The following is a 14,010-nucleotide window of genomic DNA, read 5'->3' as shown; positions in this document are numbered from 1 at the left end:
TTTCCGCTTGCGGGCGGGCAGAACGAAAGAGAAGCGCGGTGTCAAACGATCCGACCCACCAGTTCCTGGTCAACAAGATTGTCCCGATCGAGATTGGCGGAATTGACTTTTCCTTCACCAATGCGTCGCTGTTCATGGTGGCGACCGTCGGTGCTGCCGCGGGCTTTCTCTACCTGACGACTTCTCAGCGCGGCGTCATCCCAACGCGCATGCAGTCGGTTTCTGAACTGTCCTACGAGTTCATCGCCTCGATGCTTCGCGAAGGGGCGGGCAGCCATGGGATGAAGTTCTTCCCGATGGTCTTCTCGCTGTTCATGTTCATCCTGACGGCGAACCTGCTCGGCATGTTCCCGTATTTCTTCACCGTCACCAGCCAGATCATCGTGACTTTCGCTCTCGCCGTCTTCGTGATCGGCACGGTCCTGCTCTACGGCTTCTACAAGCATGGTCTGGGCTTTCTCAAGCTCTTCGTGCCGCACGGCGTGCCGGGCGCGTTGCTGCCGCTCGTGGTGTCGATCGAAGTCATCTCTTTCCTATCCCGGCCCATCAGCCTCTCGGTCCGTCTCTTCGCAAACATGCTGGCCGGCCATATCACGCTGAAGGTCTTCGCAGGCTTCGTCGCCTCGCTCAGCGCTTTCGGTGCGCTCGGCATCGGTGGCGCGATCCTGCCGCTCATCATGACCGTCGCTCTCACCGGTCTTGAGTTCCTCGTCGCCTTCCTCCAGGCCTATGTCTTTGCGGTACTGACCTGCATGTACCTCAACGACGCTGTCCACCCGGGAAGCCACTAAGGAATAACAGTCGCTCGCTTCCGGTCGGCTTCAGCCGCCCGGGCGCAAATCCTAAGCCGCAACACCATTCGAAGGAGTCAATCATGGACGCGGAAGCAGCAAAGTTCTTGGGTGCAGGTCTTGCATGCCTTGGTATGGCCGGCACGGCTCTCGGCCTCGGCAACATCTTCGGCAACTATCTCGCTGGCGCTCTGCGCAATCCGTCGGCTGCTGACGGCCAGTTCGGCCGCCTCGTATTCGGCTTCGCCGTTACGGAAGCTCTGGGCATCTTCTCGCTGCTCGTAGCCCTGCTCCTCCTCTTCGCCGTCTAATAACGGCTGAAGCTTCGGCCGCGGTCCCTCGGGTTCGCGGCCGCGCATATCTTTAAGTGCACCTTGGAGGTGAGCATGTTTGTGACCGCGGCCTATGCCCAGCAGTCAACCACCACTGAAGGCGCCGAAGCACACGATGCCCCTGCGGCCGGTGAGGTGCACACCGAAACGGGTGTGGCCCACGAAGGCGAGCATGGTTCCGGCGTGTTTCCGCCCTTCGATTCGACTCATTTCGCTTCGCAGCTGCTCTGGCTGGCGATCACCTTCGGGCTTTTCTATCTCCTGATGTCGAAGGTCATCATTCCGCGCATTGGCGGGATTCTCGCAAAGCGCCATGACCGCATCGCCCACGATCTCGATGAAGCCTCCCGCTTAAAGGGCCAGGCCGATGCCGCGATCGCTTCCTACGAGCAGGAACTGGCGAATGCCAAGGCCGAGGGCCACTCGATTGCCGACACGGCCCGCGAAGACGCCAAGAGCAAGGCGAATGCCGACCGCGCGGCCGTGGAGGCCGAGCTCACAAAGAAGATTACCGCTGCCGAAGCGCGCATCGCCGAGATCAAATCCAAGGCGCTTGCCGATGTCGGCGCTATCGCCGAGGAGACGGCCACGGCCGTCGTCAAACAATTGATTGGCGGCAACGTCACGAAGACCGAGATCGCTGCGGCGGTCAAGGCGTCAGCCGGCAACTGAGGGGCAGGGAACAATGGCACTTGATGCGACTTTCTACGCCCTCGTCGGCCTGATCCTCTTCTTCGCTCTCATCGCCTATCTGAAGGTGCCGGGCAAGATCGCCGAAGCGCTCGACGCGCGTGCCGACAAGATCGGCAACGAACTTGCGGAAGCCAAGCGCCTGCGCGAGGAAGCCCAGGCCCTGGTTGCCGAATACCAGCGCAAGCGCAAGGATGCCGAGGCGGAAGCCGCCAACATCGTCGCTGCCGCCCAGCGCGAGGCGGAGATGCTGGCGGCGGAAGCCAGGCAGAAGACCGAGGACTACGTCACCCGCCGTACGGCCCTTTCCGAACAGAAGATCAAGCAGGCCGAAAGCGACGCAATCAACGCGGTTCGCGCGGCAGCCGTCGATCTCGCGATCAGCGCAGCCGAGAAAGTGCTTGCGACCAAGACCGACGCGAGCGCACAGGACGCCCTCTTCCAGAAGGCGCTCGGCGAGGTCAAGGGACGCCTGAACTAAGCTCCGCATTTACACTTCGCGCATTAAGAGCCCTGCTTCGGCGGGGCTTTTTCTTTGGCACGGGCACTAGGGAAGGGGTTCTTCGTCAGGAACTGACTTCGAGCGGTTCGGCGCTCATTGCCATGGGTTGCTCTTGCTCCTGCCGAAACGGGCGGAAGCTCATCCGATGCAGCGAACACGGTCCATGGCTGTCGATGGCGTTCCGGTGCCGGACCGTGGCATAGCCTGCGTGCATGGCAAAGCCGTATGCGGGAAAGGTCGCGTCGGCGCGGGCCATCATGCGATCGCGGGTGACCTTCGCGACGATGGAGGCGGCAGCGATCGACACGGAGCGGGAATCGCCCTTGATGATCGCCTTCGCGTGGCAGGCGAGGCCCTGCGGAACGTCGCGGCCGTCGATGAGTGCGAAGCGCGCCGCCACGGACAGGCCGTCGATCGCGCGGCGCATGGCGTCGAGGCTTGCCTTGAGGATGTCGGTTGCGTCGATATGTGCCGCCGAGGACGAGGCGATCGACACGGTCGCCGTCGCCATGATCTCGTTGAACAAGGCCTCGCGCTGCTCGGCCGTCAGCAGTTTGCTGTCGTTGAGACCGGCCGGCACGGCCTCGGAATCGAGGATGACGGCTGCTGCCACCACCGGACCGGCAAGCGGGCCGCGGCCGGCTTCGTCGGCGCCGGCGACCGGCCAAAAACCATCCCGCTTGGCGGCGATTTCGAAGCTGAAGTCCGGAGGCACCGGCTCAAGTTGAAAAAGCGGGGAATCGGGCGACTTGCGACGTGACATGCGGGGGACCCTCGCATATTCGCCCGATTCCCTTCAAGCCCCCCGGTACGTGTGCGGCGGTAAACCGGGAGGAAAGCCAGCGCCATCCTGAGGCAAGGGTGGCGCCGGAACTGAATATGAGATGAGAGGGTCTTTTCGCTCCCCCACACATTCGCGGCTCGTCTCGCACCCTCCTAACGCGCGTCGCGTTCAAACGCATTCACGCGGCGCGCTTTAGGTCTTTGTTTTTGTGCATGTCGTCATCCCAAAACCGCTGCACACTTTTGGGCGACATGCATTAAAGCAGCGACAGCTGCACTCCCATTCCCAGCGGCGGCACGAAGAGATCGTGCCGCAATTGGCGACGGGTGAGGTTGAGCTCCAGGCGCTTGGCGGCAAGTTCGAAGCGGCGGCCGATCTGCCAGGCATAGGGACCGGCGCCCTTCATCCGCTTGCCGAACTCGGCGTCATAATCCTTGCCGCCGCGCATCGAGCGGACGAGCGACATCACGTGTCTGTAGCGGTCCGGATAGTTTCTGAGCAGCCAGTCACGGAAGAGCGGGCTAACTTCCAGCGGCAGACGTAGGAGAACGTAGCTTGCTTCCGTAGCGCCCGCCGTTTTCGCGGCATCGAGCACCCGCTCTATCTCATGATCGTTGAGAGCGGGAATGATTGGTGCCACCATCACGCCGGCGGGAATGCCTACTTCAGAGATCGCGCGAATGGCTTCGAGCCGCTTTGGCGGTGTCGATGCCCGCGGCTCCATGGCACGCGCCAGCTTGCGGTCGAGGGTGGTCACGGAAATGCCGACGCGCGCCAGACCTTTTTCCGCCATCGGTGCGAGGAGATCGATGTCGCGCGTCACCAGCGCCGACTTGGTAACGATCATCACCGGGTGATTGGCGGCCTTCAGCACCTCGAGGATCTGGCGCATGATGCGCCACTCTTTCTCGATCGGCTGATAGGGATCCGTGTTGGTGCCGATCGCGATCGGCCGCACCTTATAATCCGGCCTCGCCAATTCCCGTTCCAGCAAGCGGGGCGCGTCCGGCTTGGCGAAGAGCTTCGATTCGAAATCAAGCCCTGCCGAGAGCCCCATATAGGCATGCGTCGGCCGCGCGAAACAGTAGATGCAGCCGTGCTCGCAGCCTCTGTAAGGATTGATGGAACGATCGAAGGAGATGTCCGGCGACTCGTTGCGGGTGATGACGTTGCGGGGTTTTTCGATCTGAACATCCGTCCTGAACGGCGGCAATTCCTCAAGCGTCTGCCAGCCGTCGTCGAACACTTCGCGCGTCCGCGGTTCGAAACGTCCGCTCATGTTGAGGGCGGCACCGCGTCCCCGCCGACGATCGACGTCTATTCTGGCACCCGTACCGGTGACGATCGCTTCAGCCAGCTCTGCGCTATTGCCGGGCGCAAAGGCACCCTGCCTGAGTTGAGGCAGCTCGGTCATGGAAATCTCCTCGGAACCGATTTGCGACTTCGTTCCGCTCTGATTATTTTCCTAGCGCATCGAAACGAACAAAGCAAGAACAAATATCGCTGTAGGTCGGGAATGGCCGAGGGAAGCAGCTAACCTCCCTTAAGAATTATGGTATTTGATGCAGCTATGCGCTAGGAGACGGTATGCTGACGATCATAATGGAGACACGCGACAACGAGGCGGAACTCGCGCAGACCTTGTCCGTGCTCGTCGCCGGGGCCGTCGAGGGGCTCGTCAGCGACGTGATCATTTTGGATCACGGCTCGAGAGATGGCTCGGTACACGTCGCCGATGCGGCCGGCTGCCGCTTCTGCGCCGAATGGGACCTCGCCGATGTGGTCCGTTCCGCGCGCGGTGATTGGCTGATGCTGCTCGAGCCGGGGGCCCGTCCGATAGGGCGCTGGGTGGACGAACTCATCGAATATCTGGCGCTCAACAAGGATCCGGCCCGGTTTTCACCATCGCGCATGCACAGGCGTCCGTTCTTCAAGCGCTTGTCGCAACGGGCCGCGCCGCTGGAAACCGGGTTTCTGCTGCGCAAGCAGGATGCCGTGGCTGTCGCGCGTGCCGATATGCAGCTCAGCGACATCGCCAATGCCCGGGCAGTCCGCAAGCTGGCGACCGAAATCGTTCCGGCCTGGGTTGCTCTCGGCAATCGATCTTTGGCCGCGCCTATTTGAAACAGTCCAAGTGCTGCAGCCACACAAGAGGGAAGTGCCTTGCGGCACCCCCTGAAACGATTCTCAAATGACCTTGCCTAGGAAAGGGCTTGCCATGCTGCTCCATCTCCTTGTGGTGGGGCATCATGTCGTATGACTCTCTAGCTCTTTCCACGGGGAAAACGGAAAGAGGCGTCTTCGCTTCGCCTTGTACGAATGCTCGCTAGGTGCATTGTTCCGGTGAGCTGACGAGTAGCAATCTAGCGAGTTCAACCATGCGTGGCTGTTCCAAACGGAACAGGGTCAGCCGCGTTTCAGGTGTTCGTCAAGCCGGGGCATGATCTCAACGAAGTTGCAGGGCATGTGCCGGTAGTCGAGCTGCTGTTTCAGGATTCCGTCCCAGGCGTCCTTGCAGGCGCCGGGCGAGCCGGGCAACACGAAGATAAAAGTGGCATTAGCAACGCCGGCCGTTGCCCGCGATTGAATTGTCGACGTGCCGATCTTGTCGTAGGAGATCCGGTGAAACACTTCCGAGAACCCATCCATACGTTTCTCGAATAGCGGCTCCAGCGCTTCGGGCGTCACGTCTCGGCCGGTGAAGCCGGTCCCGCCGGTGGTGATGACGACGTCGATCGCCGCATCCAGCGTCCAGGCCTTTACCTGATCGTAGATCTTCTGGCGATCGTCGGGCACGATTGCGCGCGCTTCGAGCCGATGTCCGGCGTCGCGGATGCGTGCCTCGAGCGTGTCGCCCGACTTGTCGTCGGCGCGCGTGCGGGTATCGGAAACCGTGAGGACCGCGACCCGAACCGGAATGAAGGAACGTGTTTCGTCGATGCCGGGCATACCTAATCTCTCATCCCCGCGGTTCGGGTGGCGTGAACGTACCACTCGGCATGACCGGCGGAAATGCGCTGTGCCGCCGCAGCCGCCCTTTCGTCGCTGTCGAAGAGGCCGAAGCAGGTGGCGCCCGAACCGGACATACGCACCAATTTGGCTTCTGCGGCTCGCAACGCAGCCGACACCCCCTCTATCGTCGGCTCCAGGGTTTGCGCCGGTCGCTCCAGATCGTTGCGCATACCGGCAAGCGCCGTCAGCCAGTCCGCCGCCGTGCGGGCGCCTTGCGGAAGGGTGAGGGGAGGGTTGCGCTTCTCGGCGAGCATCCGGAAGATGACCGGGGTCGAGACGGCAACGAGCGGATTGACGAGGACGATCGCAAAGGACGGCAGATCGGCAAGCGGGGCAAGCTCTTCGCCGATCCCCCGCGCAAGCAGCGGCCCGCCGTCGAGACACATGGGCACATCGGCACCAAGTTCGAGCGCGAGCTCCACGAGCCTTTCCGGGGCGATCTCTGCTCTCCATAGGGAAAGCAGCCCCCGTAGCGTCGCAGCCGCGTCCGCCGAGCCTCCGCCGATGCCCGACGCGATCGGCAGGTTCTTCTCCAGGTGCAGATGCACGGGCCCCGCAGCATCGCCGCGTCCGGTCAGCTCCCGCCGCAAGAGGTCGCGGGCCCGCAGCACTAGATTGCCCGTACTGCCTTCCGCCGAAACCGGCAGATCGCGCGCGAAGGGACCAGACAGAGTGAAGCGGTCGGCATCCGCCGGCGAGAATGCCACCCGGTCGCCGCACTCCGCAAAAGTGACGACGCTTTCCAGACTATGATGTCCGTCGGCGCGCTGACCGACGACATGCAGTGCGAGATTGATCTTGGCCGGCGCCACGCGGGTCAGCGCGAAGCCGGCGATGCCGTCCGCCTGCATGCCGTCAGGATTTCTTGTCCGGCGCGGCAAGCTCAGGGCCCGGCTTTTTCGGCAGCGTCTCCTTGGCGTCCGCCGCGGCTGGAACGTTCTGCTTGAGCGGCGGCAGGCCCTTCTCGATCTTGGCCTTGATCTTCGGAACTTCCGCTTCCTCGGGCTTCATTTCGAGAGCCTGGTTCCACTGGAAGACGGCCTCGAGCTTGCGACCGACCCGCCAATAAGCATCGCCGAGATGGTCGTTGATCGTCGGGTCGCCGGCCATCAGCTCGGCGGCGCGCTCCAATTCGGTCACCGCCTCGTCGAAGCGGTTCATGCGGAAATAGGCCCATCCGAGCGAGTCGACGATGTAACCGTCGTCGGGCTTCAGCTCGACCGCCTTGCGGATCATCTCCAAGCCCTTGTCGAGGTTGATGTTCATGTCGACCCACGAATAGCCGAGATAGTTCAGGACCTGCGGCTGGTTCGGATTGAGCTCAAGCGCCTTCAGGAAATTCGGCTCCGCCTTCGCCCAGACCTTCTGCCGCTCATAGGCGATCCCCCTCTGGAAGAACACCGTCCAATCGCTGCGCTTCGGCACCGGGCCGATCGCCTCGACGGCGCGGTCGTAAAGCTCGCCCATTTCCTTGTAGGCCTTGGCGTCGGAAAGCACGCTGCCATAGGCGAGATAGTTGCGGATGTTCTTCGGATCGACTTCGATCAGCGCCTGCAGGTGCTTCTTCGCCTCGTCGACCTTGCCGACGTCGGCCAGCGCCAGGCCGAGCTGAAGCTCGGAGATGCGGCGCATCGGGGAATCTGCCGGCACGCTCTTGTAAAGCGCGATCGCCTCTTCCTGCTTCTTCAGATTTTCGGCGATGCCGCCGAGCATGACCAGGATATCGGCGCTTTCCGGATCCAGGTGGCGGGCGGTCTGAAGATAAAGCGTGACGATGTCTTCCGCTCCCTCGCGGTTGAGGGCGCCGCCGATCGAGAAGAGGACGGCGGCAGCCCCTTGCGCGGCGTTGCGCACCTGTTGTTCCTGGTGCTCGCCCTTTTCGATGCTCTCCCTGAGCGCCTCGAGTGGCGTGTAGTTGTTGACCATGCTCTCGCCGACGGCAACCGTATCCAGCGCCTTCTGCTTGTTGCCCTCGCGGGCCTCGAAGCGGGCCAGCGCCTCGACCGCGCGCATGAACGTATCCGGTGCGGCACTGCCGCCTTCCCGGTCGAGAATGGCGTCGTTCAGCCTGGCACGGGCGGTTGCCTTGTCGCCGGCCACAAGGGCGATCGCGCCGGCGTGATAGTTCTTGAACACCCGGAACCACTCCGGCCCTTCGAGCGCCTTGATCTGCGCGACGGCCTCCTTGGGCCTGCCCTGGCCGGCCCGCGCCCAGGAGGAGAGCAAAGTGCTCATCAGCCGATCGAGATCGTTCGGGCCCTGATAATTCAGGAGCTTCTGGGCGCTGCGATATTCGCGCTTGCGGATCGCCTCGATGGCCCGCACGGTCGTCGTGATGCGCTCGACGGCCGGATCGGCTTTCAACGCGTCGGCGATCTTGACCCCTTCATCGAACTTGCCGCTCATCAGCAGCGTGATCATCAGCCGCTGCTTGACCTCGGGATTGTCCGGTTCGAAGCGCAGGGCGATGCGGTAGAGCTCCGTCGCCGTTGCGAAGTCGCGATCGACGTCGGCCGTCCGTGCAGCCAGGAAGGCGCCGGCGAAGGTGTTGACGCTCCTGACGTCGAAAGGCCGGGCATCCTCTACGGCCGCCTTGTCTTCAGCGAATGCCTGGTGGCTTCCGGTCACGCACAGAAGAGCCAGCATTGCCGCTCCGCCGAGCAGGCGAAGGAATGTATTATGCCGCATGTCAAACCTTTCGTTGCCGATCGTCTCGGCTCGCCGCGTCTCTGCTGGTTGTTCCGGAGTCGATCGCAAGTTGCCGAACGCAAGTCTTGAAGAATAGAATGGCTTTTTTGGCGCAACGCGGCAAGAAATTCCTCCCGCGGAGAATATTGCTCCTCGGCCGGCGCTCAGCTGAGCCGATCGATGCAGAAGTCGATCACCTCGATCAAGGCGGACTTCCAGGAAGAGGCCGGCAACGGCGCCAGAGCGTCGCGCGCAATCGTTCCATAGTGCTGGGCGCGGGCGATCGTGTCGGTCAATCCGCCGTAGCGGCGTATGAGGCCGAGGGCTTTGTCGAGGTTGGCCGCATCGCTGGCGCCGCCTTCGATCGCTTCGCGCCAGAAAGCTCGATCCTCCGGCGTGCCGCGCCGGTAGGAAAGGATGACCGGAAGGGTGATCTTTCCCTCGCGGAAGTCGTCGCCGACATTCTTGCCGAGATCGCTCGACGAGCCGCCATAGTCGAGAACGTCGTCGACCAGCTGGAAGGCGAGGCCGAGATTCATGCCGTAGGATTTCAGCGCATTGCGGTCGGACCGGCTGGCGCTCGCGACGATCGGTCCGACCTCCGCGGCGGCGGCAAAAAGCGCCGCGGTCTTGGCCCGGATGACCTGCAGGTAATCGTCTTCGGTTGTCTCCATGTTCTTGGCGACCGAGAGCTGCAGCACTTCGCCCTCGGCGATCACCGACGCGGCGGTCGACAGCACGTCGAGCGCGTCGAGCGAGCCGACGTCGACCATCATGCGGAACGCCTGGCCGAGCAGGAAGTCGCCTACGAGCACGCTCGCCTGATTGCCCCAGATCGTCCGCGCCGTCGACTTGCCGCGCCTAAGATTGCTTTCATCGACGACATCGTCGTGCAGCAGCGTCGCCGTATGCATGAACTCGACGCTTGTTGCGAGCTTGACATGGGCGTCGCCCTCGTAGCCGAACATCGAGGCTGCAGCGAGCGTCAGCATCGGCCGCAACCGCTTTCCGCCGGAGGAAATCAGGTGGTTGGCGACCTCCGGAATCATCTGCACGTCGGAGCCGGCTTTGGAGAGGATGAGCTGATTGACGCGCTCCATGTCGGACGCCGTCAGGTCGACGAGCGGCTTCACGGAAGCCTGTTTGTTTTTATTGTCTTCCAGCGGTATCACTACGCCCAACGCCCCGGACTCCTGCTTCGTTGTCGGGTCTGACAATAGAAAGCGGGACTTCGGGCGGCAAGAGGCGAATTGCCTCGCCCGGTGCAATTTAAGACGGGATCATTGAGACGAATGAAGGAATTGATCCGCACCAACGACGCCGTGCTGCTCTCCTTTTCGGAAAGCCTGATGAAGGATGCCGGCATTGCATGCCTGATTGCCGATCGGGACATGAGCATCCTCGAAGGCTCGCTCGGCCTCTTGCCACGCCGCTTTCTGGTGGCCGATGAGGACGCCGACAGAGCCCGGCGTATTCTCATCGATGCCGGCCTGGAAAAGGAACTGCGGCAATGACTCCCGGCCTGCCGGCCAGCGGCTGCCGGTTCGAGGCGTCGTTGCTGCAATGACGACGAGGACGACGACGGCGGAAACCGTGGACGCCTTTCACCGCGGGAAATTTCATCTGATCCAGCCGCTCGGCCAGGGCCATCGCTCCGGCATGGACGCGATGCTGCTTGCGGCACTCGTCTCGTGCGGGCGGCCTTGCCGCGTCGCAGATCTTGGTGCGGGCGCGGGTGCGGCCGGCATGGCGGTCGCCTCGCGGCTCGAAGAGGCAGAGGTCCTGCTCTTCGAGCGCTCGCCGATCATGGCGGACTTTGCCCGCCGCAGCCTTGCGCTGCCGGAGAACGCGCGCTTCGCGGCGCGGGTCGCGGTCCTCGAGGCGGATGTTTCGCTGAACGGCAAGGCGCGTGCCGCCGCCGGCCTTCCGGACGATGCCTTCGATCACGTGATCATGAACCCGCCGTTCAACGATGCGGCCGACCGCAGGACGCCCGATCGCCTCAAGGCGGAGGCGCATGCGATGAGCGACGATCTCTTCGAGACCTGGATCAAGACGGCCGGGGCGATCATGAAACCCGGCGGACAGCTTTCGCTGATCGCCCGTCCGGAATCGATCGCCGAGATCCTTGCCGCCTGCGGCCGCCGTTTTGGCGGCATCGAAATCACGCCGCTCCTGCCGCGTGCCGGCGAGAATGCGGTAAGGATCCTGGTGACGGCCATCAAGCAGAGTCGCAAGCGTTTGGTGCTTCGGGCGCCGCTGATCATGCATGCCGAAGGGACGCACCGTTTCGCGCCGGAGGTCGATGATCTCAACAATGGCCGCGCCGCCTATCACCGCCGATGATTAACGGCAAGCGTGCCATTGCGTTTGCGGCGCCAATGCATACATGCAGGTTCGGGTTCGTATCGGGCAGGAGTTGAAATGGCCGGATTCTTCAGAAAACTGATGCCAAGGCGTTTTCGCAAGGACGGGGTTGCGATTCCGACGATCCGGCTTCACGGTACCATCATGTCCGGGGGCGGGCAGTTCCGTCCGGTCCTCAATCTCGGGACCGTGGCGCCCCTTCTGGAAAAGGCTTTCTCCGTCAAGGAGGCGCCCGCCGTTGCCATTTCCGTCAATTCGCCCGGCGGCTCGCCCGTCCAGTCGCGGCTGATCTATCAGCGCATCCGCGATCTTGCGGAGGAGAAGAAGAAGCGCGTGCTGATCTTCGTCGAGGACGTCGCTGCCTCGGGCGGCTACATGATCGCGCTCGCCGGCGACGAGATCATCGCCGATCCGAGTTCGATCGTCGGTTCGATCGGCGTCGTGTCCGGCGGCTTCGGCTTTCCGGAGCTCCTGAAGAAGGTCGGCGTCGAGCGGCGCGTCTATACCGCCGGCGAGAACAAGGTAGTGCTCGACCCGTTCCAGCCGGAAAAGGAGCGCGACGTCGAGTTCCTCAAGAGCCTCCAGTTGGACATCCACGATACCTTCATCCAATTGGTCAAGGCCCGCCGCGGCTCGCTGCTTGCCGACCATCCCGATATATTTTCGGGTCTGTTCTGGACCGGGCGCCGCGGCCAGGAACTGGGCCTCGTCGATGGTCTCGGCGACATGCGCGGCGAAGTGAGGCGGCGCTATGGTGAGAAAGCCCGCCTGGAGCTCATTCAGCCGAGCCGCAGCCTATTCGGACGCCGCCAGCCCGGCGCGGCGGTGGATGGATCGATCGCCGCCCCCTTGGCGGCCTCGGCCGCTGCCGGCCTTATCGAGGCAATTGAGGAAAGGGCGCTTTGGGCACGCTTCGGCCTATGAGAGAATGGCTCCGGCATCTGGTCAGACGTGCAAGGCCGCTGTAACAAAAGCTGCTGCATCTCCTGTCCGACATTCCGTCTGATCCAAGGAGGAGCAGAGGAGAACCCATGCCGCAGATCATTCTGCTCTTGATCATTGCCCTGATCGCCTGGATCGGCTACCGCAAGTTCATAGCTGATGCCAAAAGAGTGACGCGTCAACAGGAACGCTTGCGCCGGGAGCGCCAGACCGGGGCCAACGGGACGCTCATCAAGGATCCGGAAACCGGGGAATACCGCCTGAAGCGCGAGGACGAGTGAGGTCTGCCGAATTCGTCGACCGATCTGCCGTCCGGCCAAGGCGCTTGACCCTTGACCTGCGGCATGGCACCTGTCCCGGCAAGATTTCGATGAATTCGGACGTGATCCATGACCACTGCCTCCCTGCCGGACCATATGAACCCGAAGCGCTCCTTTCAGGCCCTGATCCTTACGCTGCACAACTACTGGGCCGACAAGGGCTGCGCCGTGCTTCAGCCCTATGACATGGAGGTTGGGGCCGGTACGTTCCATCCGGCGACGACGCTACGCGCGCTCGGGCCGAAGCCGTGGCGGGCGGCCTATGTCCAACCGTCGCGCCGCCCGACCGATGGCCGCTACGGCGAGAACCCCAACCGGCTCCAACACTACTACCAGTATCAGGTTCTTCTGAAGCCGAATCCGTCCAACCTTCAGGAACTCTACCTCGGCTCGCTGGAAGCGATCGGCCTCGATCCGCTGCTGCACGACATCCGCTTCGTCGAGGACGATTGGGAAAGCCCGACGCTCGGCGCCTGGGGGCTTGGCTGGGAGTGCTGGTGCGACGGCATGGAAGTCTCGCAGTTCACCTATTTCCAGCAGGTCTGCGGCATCGAGTGCTCGCCGGTTTCCGGCGAGTTGACCTATGGCCTTGAGCGCCTGGCGATGTATGTCCAGGGCGTCGACAATGTCTACGACCTGAATTTCAACGGCCGCGAGGGTGCCGAGAAGATCACTTATGGCGACGTGTTCCTGCAGGCCGAGCAGGAATATTCGCGGCACAATTTCGAATATGCCAACACGGCGATGCTGCATCAGCACTTCATCGACGCCGAGAAGGAGTGCATGGCGCTGCTCGCCGCCGGCGCGCCCGGCGACGCCAGCAACAACCGCCTGCACAAATGCGTTCTCCCCGCCTATGACCAGTGCATCAAGGCGAGCCACGTCTTCAATCTCTTGGATGCCCGCGGCGTCATCTCCGTGACCGAACGGCAGAGCTATATCCTGCGGGTGCGCACGCTTGCCAAAGCCTGTGGAGAGGCCTTTCTGCTGACCGACGCTGGGGGTGCGAACGCAGCGAGAGACGCGGCCTGATCAGGCGAGCCTGATCTTTCGGCCGCATGGCATGGTGGCGTGCCTCTTCTCGGAGGTCCGCGCGCCGGAAGCCGACACCATGTTCTGCAGGCAAAAGAACTCGCTGCCATCGAGCCGCCACATCGGCTCCAGCCTCATCGAGGCGCTGTTCGTCAACTCGCCGGCATAGATCTGTAATGCGCGGCGAACGCCGGTCGGCCTCTCGACCGGGGCTGCGCTCGCATGGGCAGCGAAGAGCGCCGTAAAGGCGACAACGTTGATGAAAGTGGCGAGCGAGCCCATGGTCCTGTCTGCGTGCTGTGGTTGTTTGATGATCTGAGTATCGGCCATCGGCGGCCATCGTGCCGTTACCCGCGGAACAACTCGGTGCCTGGCGACGTCGCTACATCGAGAAGGGGCAAGGCGGCGCTTTTGACAGGCCCCGGCTGGTGGTCGGCAATCGTGCGGATGAGCCGGTTCGGCCGCGGACATGCCTTGGAATTGGAGCGGGGAAATCTGCGCATTTTGCCTGCGCGTCCAGTATCTCGCAGGCGGAGTCGGTGTTAACCTC

At 62.8% G+C, this 14,010-nt stretch carries 17 protein-coding genes; 10 read left to right on the top strand and 7 right to left on the bottom strand.

The window, feature by feature from the left end; all coding sequences use genetic code 11:
- The first annotated feature begins 38 nt into the window (after nt 1-38).
- The 4 genes from CO656_RS15440 to CO656_RS15425 all read left to right on the top strand — a co-directional run bounded on the left by CO656_RS15440 (nt 39) and on the right by CO656_RS15425 (nt 2,294).
- The gene (locus CO656_RS15440; protein ID WP_037413299.1) at nt 39-791 is read left to right on the top strand and encodes a F0F1 ATP synthase subunit A; all 753 of its coding nucleotides are present in this window, start codon (nt 39-41) and stop codon (nt 789-791) included.
- Between the two features lie 83 nt (nt 792-874).
- Nucleotides 875-1,102, top strand: coding sequence for a F0F1 ATP synthase subunit C (locus CO656_RS15435; protein WP_026612986.1), 228 nt, complete (start codon nt 875-877; stop codon nt 1,100-1,102).
- A 75-nt stretch (nt 1,103-1,177) separates the two neighbouring features.
- Nucleotides 1,178-1,795, top strand: coding sequence for a F0F1 ATP synthase subunit B (locus CO656_RS15430; protein ID WP_037413300.1), 618 nt, complete (start codon nt 1,178-1,180; stop codon nt 1,793-1,795).
- A 13-nt stretch (nt 1,796-1,808) separates the two neighbouring features.
- Entirely contained in the window at nt 1,809-2,294 is a 486-nt protein-coding gene (locus tag CO656_RS15425) for a F0F1 ATP synthase subunit B (protein WP_037413301.1), read from the top strand.
- 85 nt (nt 2,295-2,379) lie between these two features.
- On the opposite strand, the gene CO656_RS15420 is transcribed toward CO656_RS15425, so the two are convergent.
- Both CO656_RS15420 and CO656_RS15415 read right to left on the bottom strand, forming a co-directional pair.
- Entirely contained in the window at nt 2,380-3,078 is a 699-nt protein-coding gene (locus CO656_RS15420; RefSeq protein ID WP_097526326.1) for a ribonuclease HII, read from the bottom strand.
- A gap of 277 nt (nt 3,079-3,355) precedes the next feature.
- Nucleotides 3,356-4,513, bottom strand: a complete 1,158-nt coding sequence (locus tag CO656_RS15415) for a PA0069 family radical SAM protein (RefSeq protein ID WP_097526325.1) — start codon at nt 4,511-4,513, stop codon at nt 3,356-3,358.
- A 173-nt stretch (nt 4,514-4,686) separates the two neighbouring features.
- Here CO656_RS15415 and CO656_RS15410 point away from each other — a divergent pair, with 173 nt between their 5' ends.
- Nucleotides 4,687-5,223, top strand: a complete 537-nt coding sequence (locus CO656_RS15410; protein WP_037413304.1) for a glycosyl transferase — start codon at nt 4,687-4,689, stop codon at nt 5,221-5,223.
- Nucleotides 5,224-5,505: 282 nt separating this feature from the next.
- On the opposite strand, the gene moaB is transcribed toward CO656_RS15410, so the two are convergent.
- The 4 genes from moaB to CO656_RS15390 form a co-directional block, all read right to left on the bottom strand.
- Nucleotides 5,506-6,048, bottom strand: a complete 543-nt coding sequence (gene moaB / locus CO656_RS15405; protein WP_037413305.1) for a molybdenum cofactor biosynthesis protein B — start codon at nt 6,046-6,048, stop codon at nt 5,506-5,508.
- 2 nt (nt 6,049-6,050) lie between these two features.
- Complete coding sequence (locus CO656_RS15400; protein WP_097526324.1) at nt 6,051-6,962, bottom strand: 4-(cytidine 5'-diphospho)-2-C-methyl-D-erythritol kinase; 912 nt, start codon at nt 6,960-6,962, stop codon at nt 6,051-6,053.
- Nucleotides 6,963-6,966: 4 nt separating this feature from the next.
- Nucleotides 6,967-8,799 (bottom strand): tetratricopeptide repeat protein, encoded by a 1,833-nt coding sequence (locus CO656_RS15395; protein WP_037413308.1) that lies wholly within the window; start codon nt 8,797-8,799, stop codon nt 6,967-6,969.
- Between the two features lie 164 nt (nt 8,800-8,963).
- Nucleotides 8,964-9,980, bottom strand: coding sequence for a polyprenyl synthetase family protein (locus CO656_RS15390; RefSeq protein ID WP_037413309.1), 1,017 nt, complete (start codon nt 9,978-9,980; stop codon nt 8,964-8,966).
- A 111-nt stretch (nt 9,981-10,091) separates the two neighbouring features.
- Between CO656_RS15390 and CO656_RS15385 the strand changes: the two genes are divergently transcribed.
- From CO656_RS15385 to CO656_RS15365, 5 genes are all read left to right on the top strand, one after another.
- The gene (locus CO656_RS15385; protein ID WP_097526323.1) at nt 10,092-10,313 is read left to right on the top strand and encodes a DUF2007 domain-containing protein; all 222 of its coding nucleotides are present in this window, start codon (nt 10,092-10,094) and stop codon (nt 10,311-10,313) included.
- 49 nt (nt 10,314-10,362) lie between these two features.
- Entirely contained in the window at nt 10,363-11,145 is a 783-nt protein-coding gene (locus tag CO656_RS15380; RefSeq protein WP_097526322.1) for a tRNA1(Val) (adenine(37)-N6)-methyltransferase, read from the top strand.
- Nucleotides 11,146-11,223: 78 nt separating this feature from the next.
- On the top strand, nt 11,224-12,090 hold the full coding sequence (locus CO656_RS15375; protein ID WP_037413314.1) for a S49 family peptidase: 867 nt from the start codon (nt 11,224-11,226) through the stop codon (nt 12,088-12,090).
- Between the two features lie 107 nt (nt 12,091-12,197).
- Entirely contained in the window at nt 12,198-12,389 is a 192-nt protein-coding gene (locus CO656_RS15370; RefSeq protein ID WP_037413316.1) for a hypothetical protein, read from the top strand.
- A gap of 108 nt (nt 12,390-12,497) precedes the next feature.
- A complete protein-coding gene (locus CO656_RS15365; protein ID WP_037413317.1) occupies nt 12,498-13,460 on the top strand; it encodes a glycine--tRNA ligase subunit alpha in 963 nt (320 codons plus the stop codon).
- Here the strand turns inward: CO656_RS15365 and CO656_RS15360 are convergent, their stop codons facing one another.
- Entirely contained in the window at nt 13,461-13,742 is a 282-nt protein-coding gene (locus CO656_RS15360; protein ID WP_037413318.1) for a hypothetical protein, read from the bottom strand.
- Nucleotides 13,743-14,010 lie beyond the last annotated feature (268 nt).

The sequence above is a fragment of the Sinorhizobium sp. FG01 genome (genome assembly GCF_002531875.1).
Taxonomy (GTDB): Bacteria; Pseudomonadota; Alphaproteobacteria; order Rhizobiales; family Rhizobiaceae; genus Sinorhizobium; species Sinorhizobium fredii_C.
Note: the sequence above shows the minus strand (reverse complement) of the source record. Positions and strands in the feature narration are given on the sequence as shown.

Coding starts and splice junctions, on each gene's coding strand:
- CO656_RS15435 (WP_026612986.1), top strand. CDS start 875: ATGGACGCGGAAGCAGCAAAGTTCTTGGGTGCAGGTCTTGCATGCCTT.
- CO656_RS15430 (WP_037413300.1), top strand. CDS start 1,178: ATGTTTGTGACCGCGGCCTATGCCCAGCAGTCAACCACCACTGAAGGC.
- CO656_RS15425 (WP_037413301.1), top strand. CDS start 1,809: ATGGCACTTGATGCGACTTTCTACGCCCTCGTCGGCCTGATCCTCTTC.
- CO656_RS15420 (WP_097526326.1), bottom strand. CDS start 3,078: ATGTCACGTCGCAAGTCGCCCGATTCCCCGCTTTTTCAACTTGAGCCG.
- CO656_RS15415 (WP_097526325.1), bottom strand. CDS start 4,513: ATGACCGAGCTGCCTCAACTCAGGCAGGGTGCCTTTGCGCCCGGCAAT.
- CO656_RS15410 (WP_037413304.1), top strand. CDS start 4,687: ATGCTGACGATCATAATGGAGACACGCGACAACGAGGCGGAACTCGCG.
- moaB (WP_037413305.1), bottom strand. CDS start 6,048: ATGCCCGGCATCGACGAAACACGTTCCTTCATTCCGGTTCGGGTCGCG.
- CO656_RS15400 (WP_097526324.1), bottom strand. CDS start 6,962: ATGCAGGCGGACGGCATCGCCGGCTTCGCGCTGACCCGCGTGGCGCCG.
- CO656_RS15395 (WP_037413308.1), bottom strand. CDS start 8,799: ATGCGGCATAATACATTCCTTCGCCTGCTCGGCGGAGCGGCAATGCTG.
- CO656_RS15385 (WP_097526323.1), top strand. CDS start 10,092: ATGAAGGAATTGATCCGCACCAACGACGCCGTGCTGCTCTCCTTTTCG.
- CO656_RS15380 (WP_097526322.1), top strand. CDS start 10,363: ATGACGACGAGGACGACGACGGCGGAAACCGTGGACGCCTTTCACCGC.
- CO656_RS15375 (WP_037413314.1), top strand. CDS start 11,224: ATGGCCGGATTCTTCAGAAAACTGATGCCAAGGCGTTTTCGCAAGGAC.
- CO656_RS15370 (WP_037413316.1), top strand. CDS start 12,198: ATGCCGCAGATCATTCTGCTCTTGATCATTGCCCTGATCGCCTGGATC.
- CO656_RS15365 (WP_037413317.1), top strand. CDS start 12,498: ATGACCACTGCCTCCCTGCCGGACCATATGAACCCGAAGCGCTCCTTT.
- CO656_RS15360 (WP_037413318.1), bottom strand. CDS start 13,742: ATGGGCTCGCTCGCCACTTTCATCAACGTTGTCGCCTTTACGGCGCTC.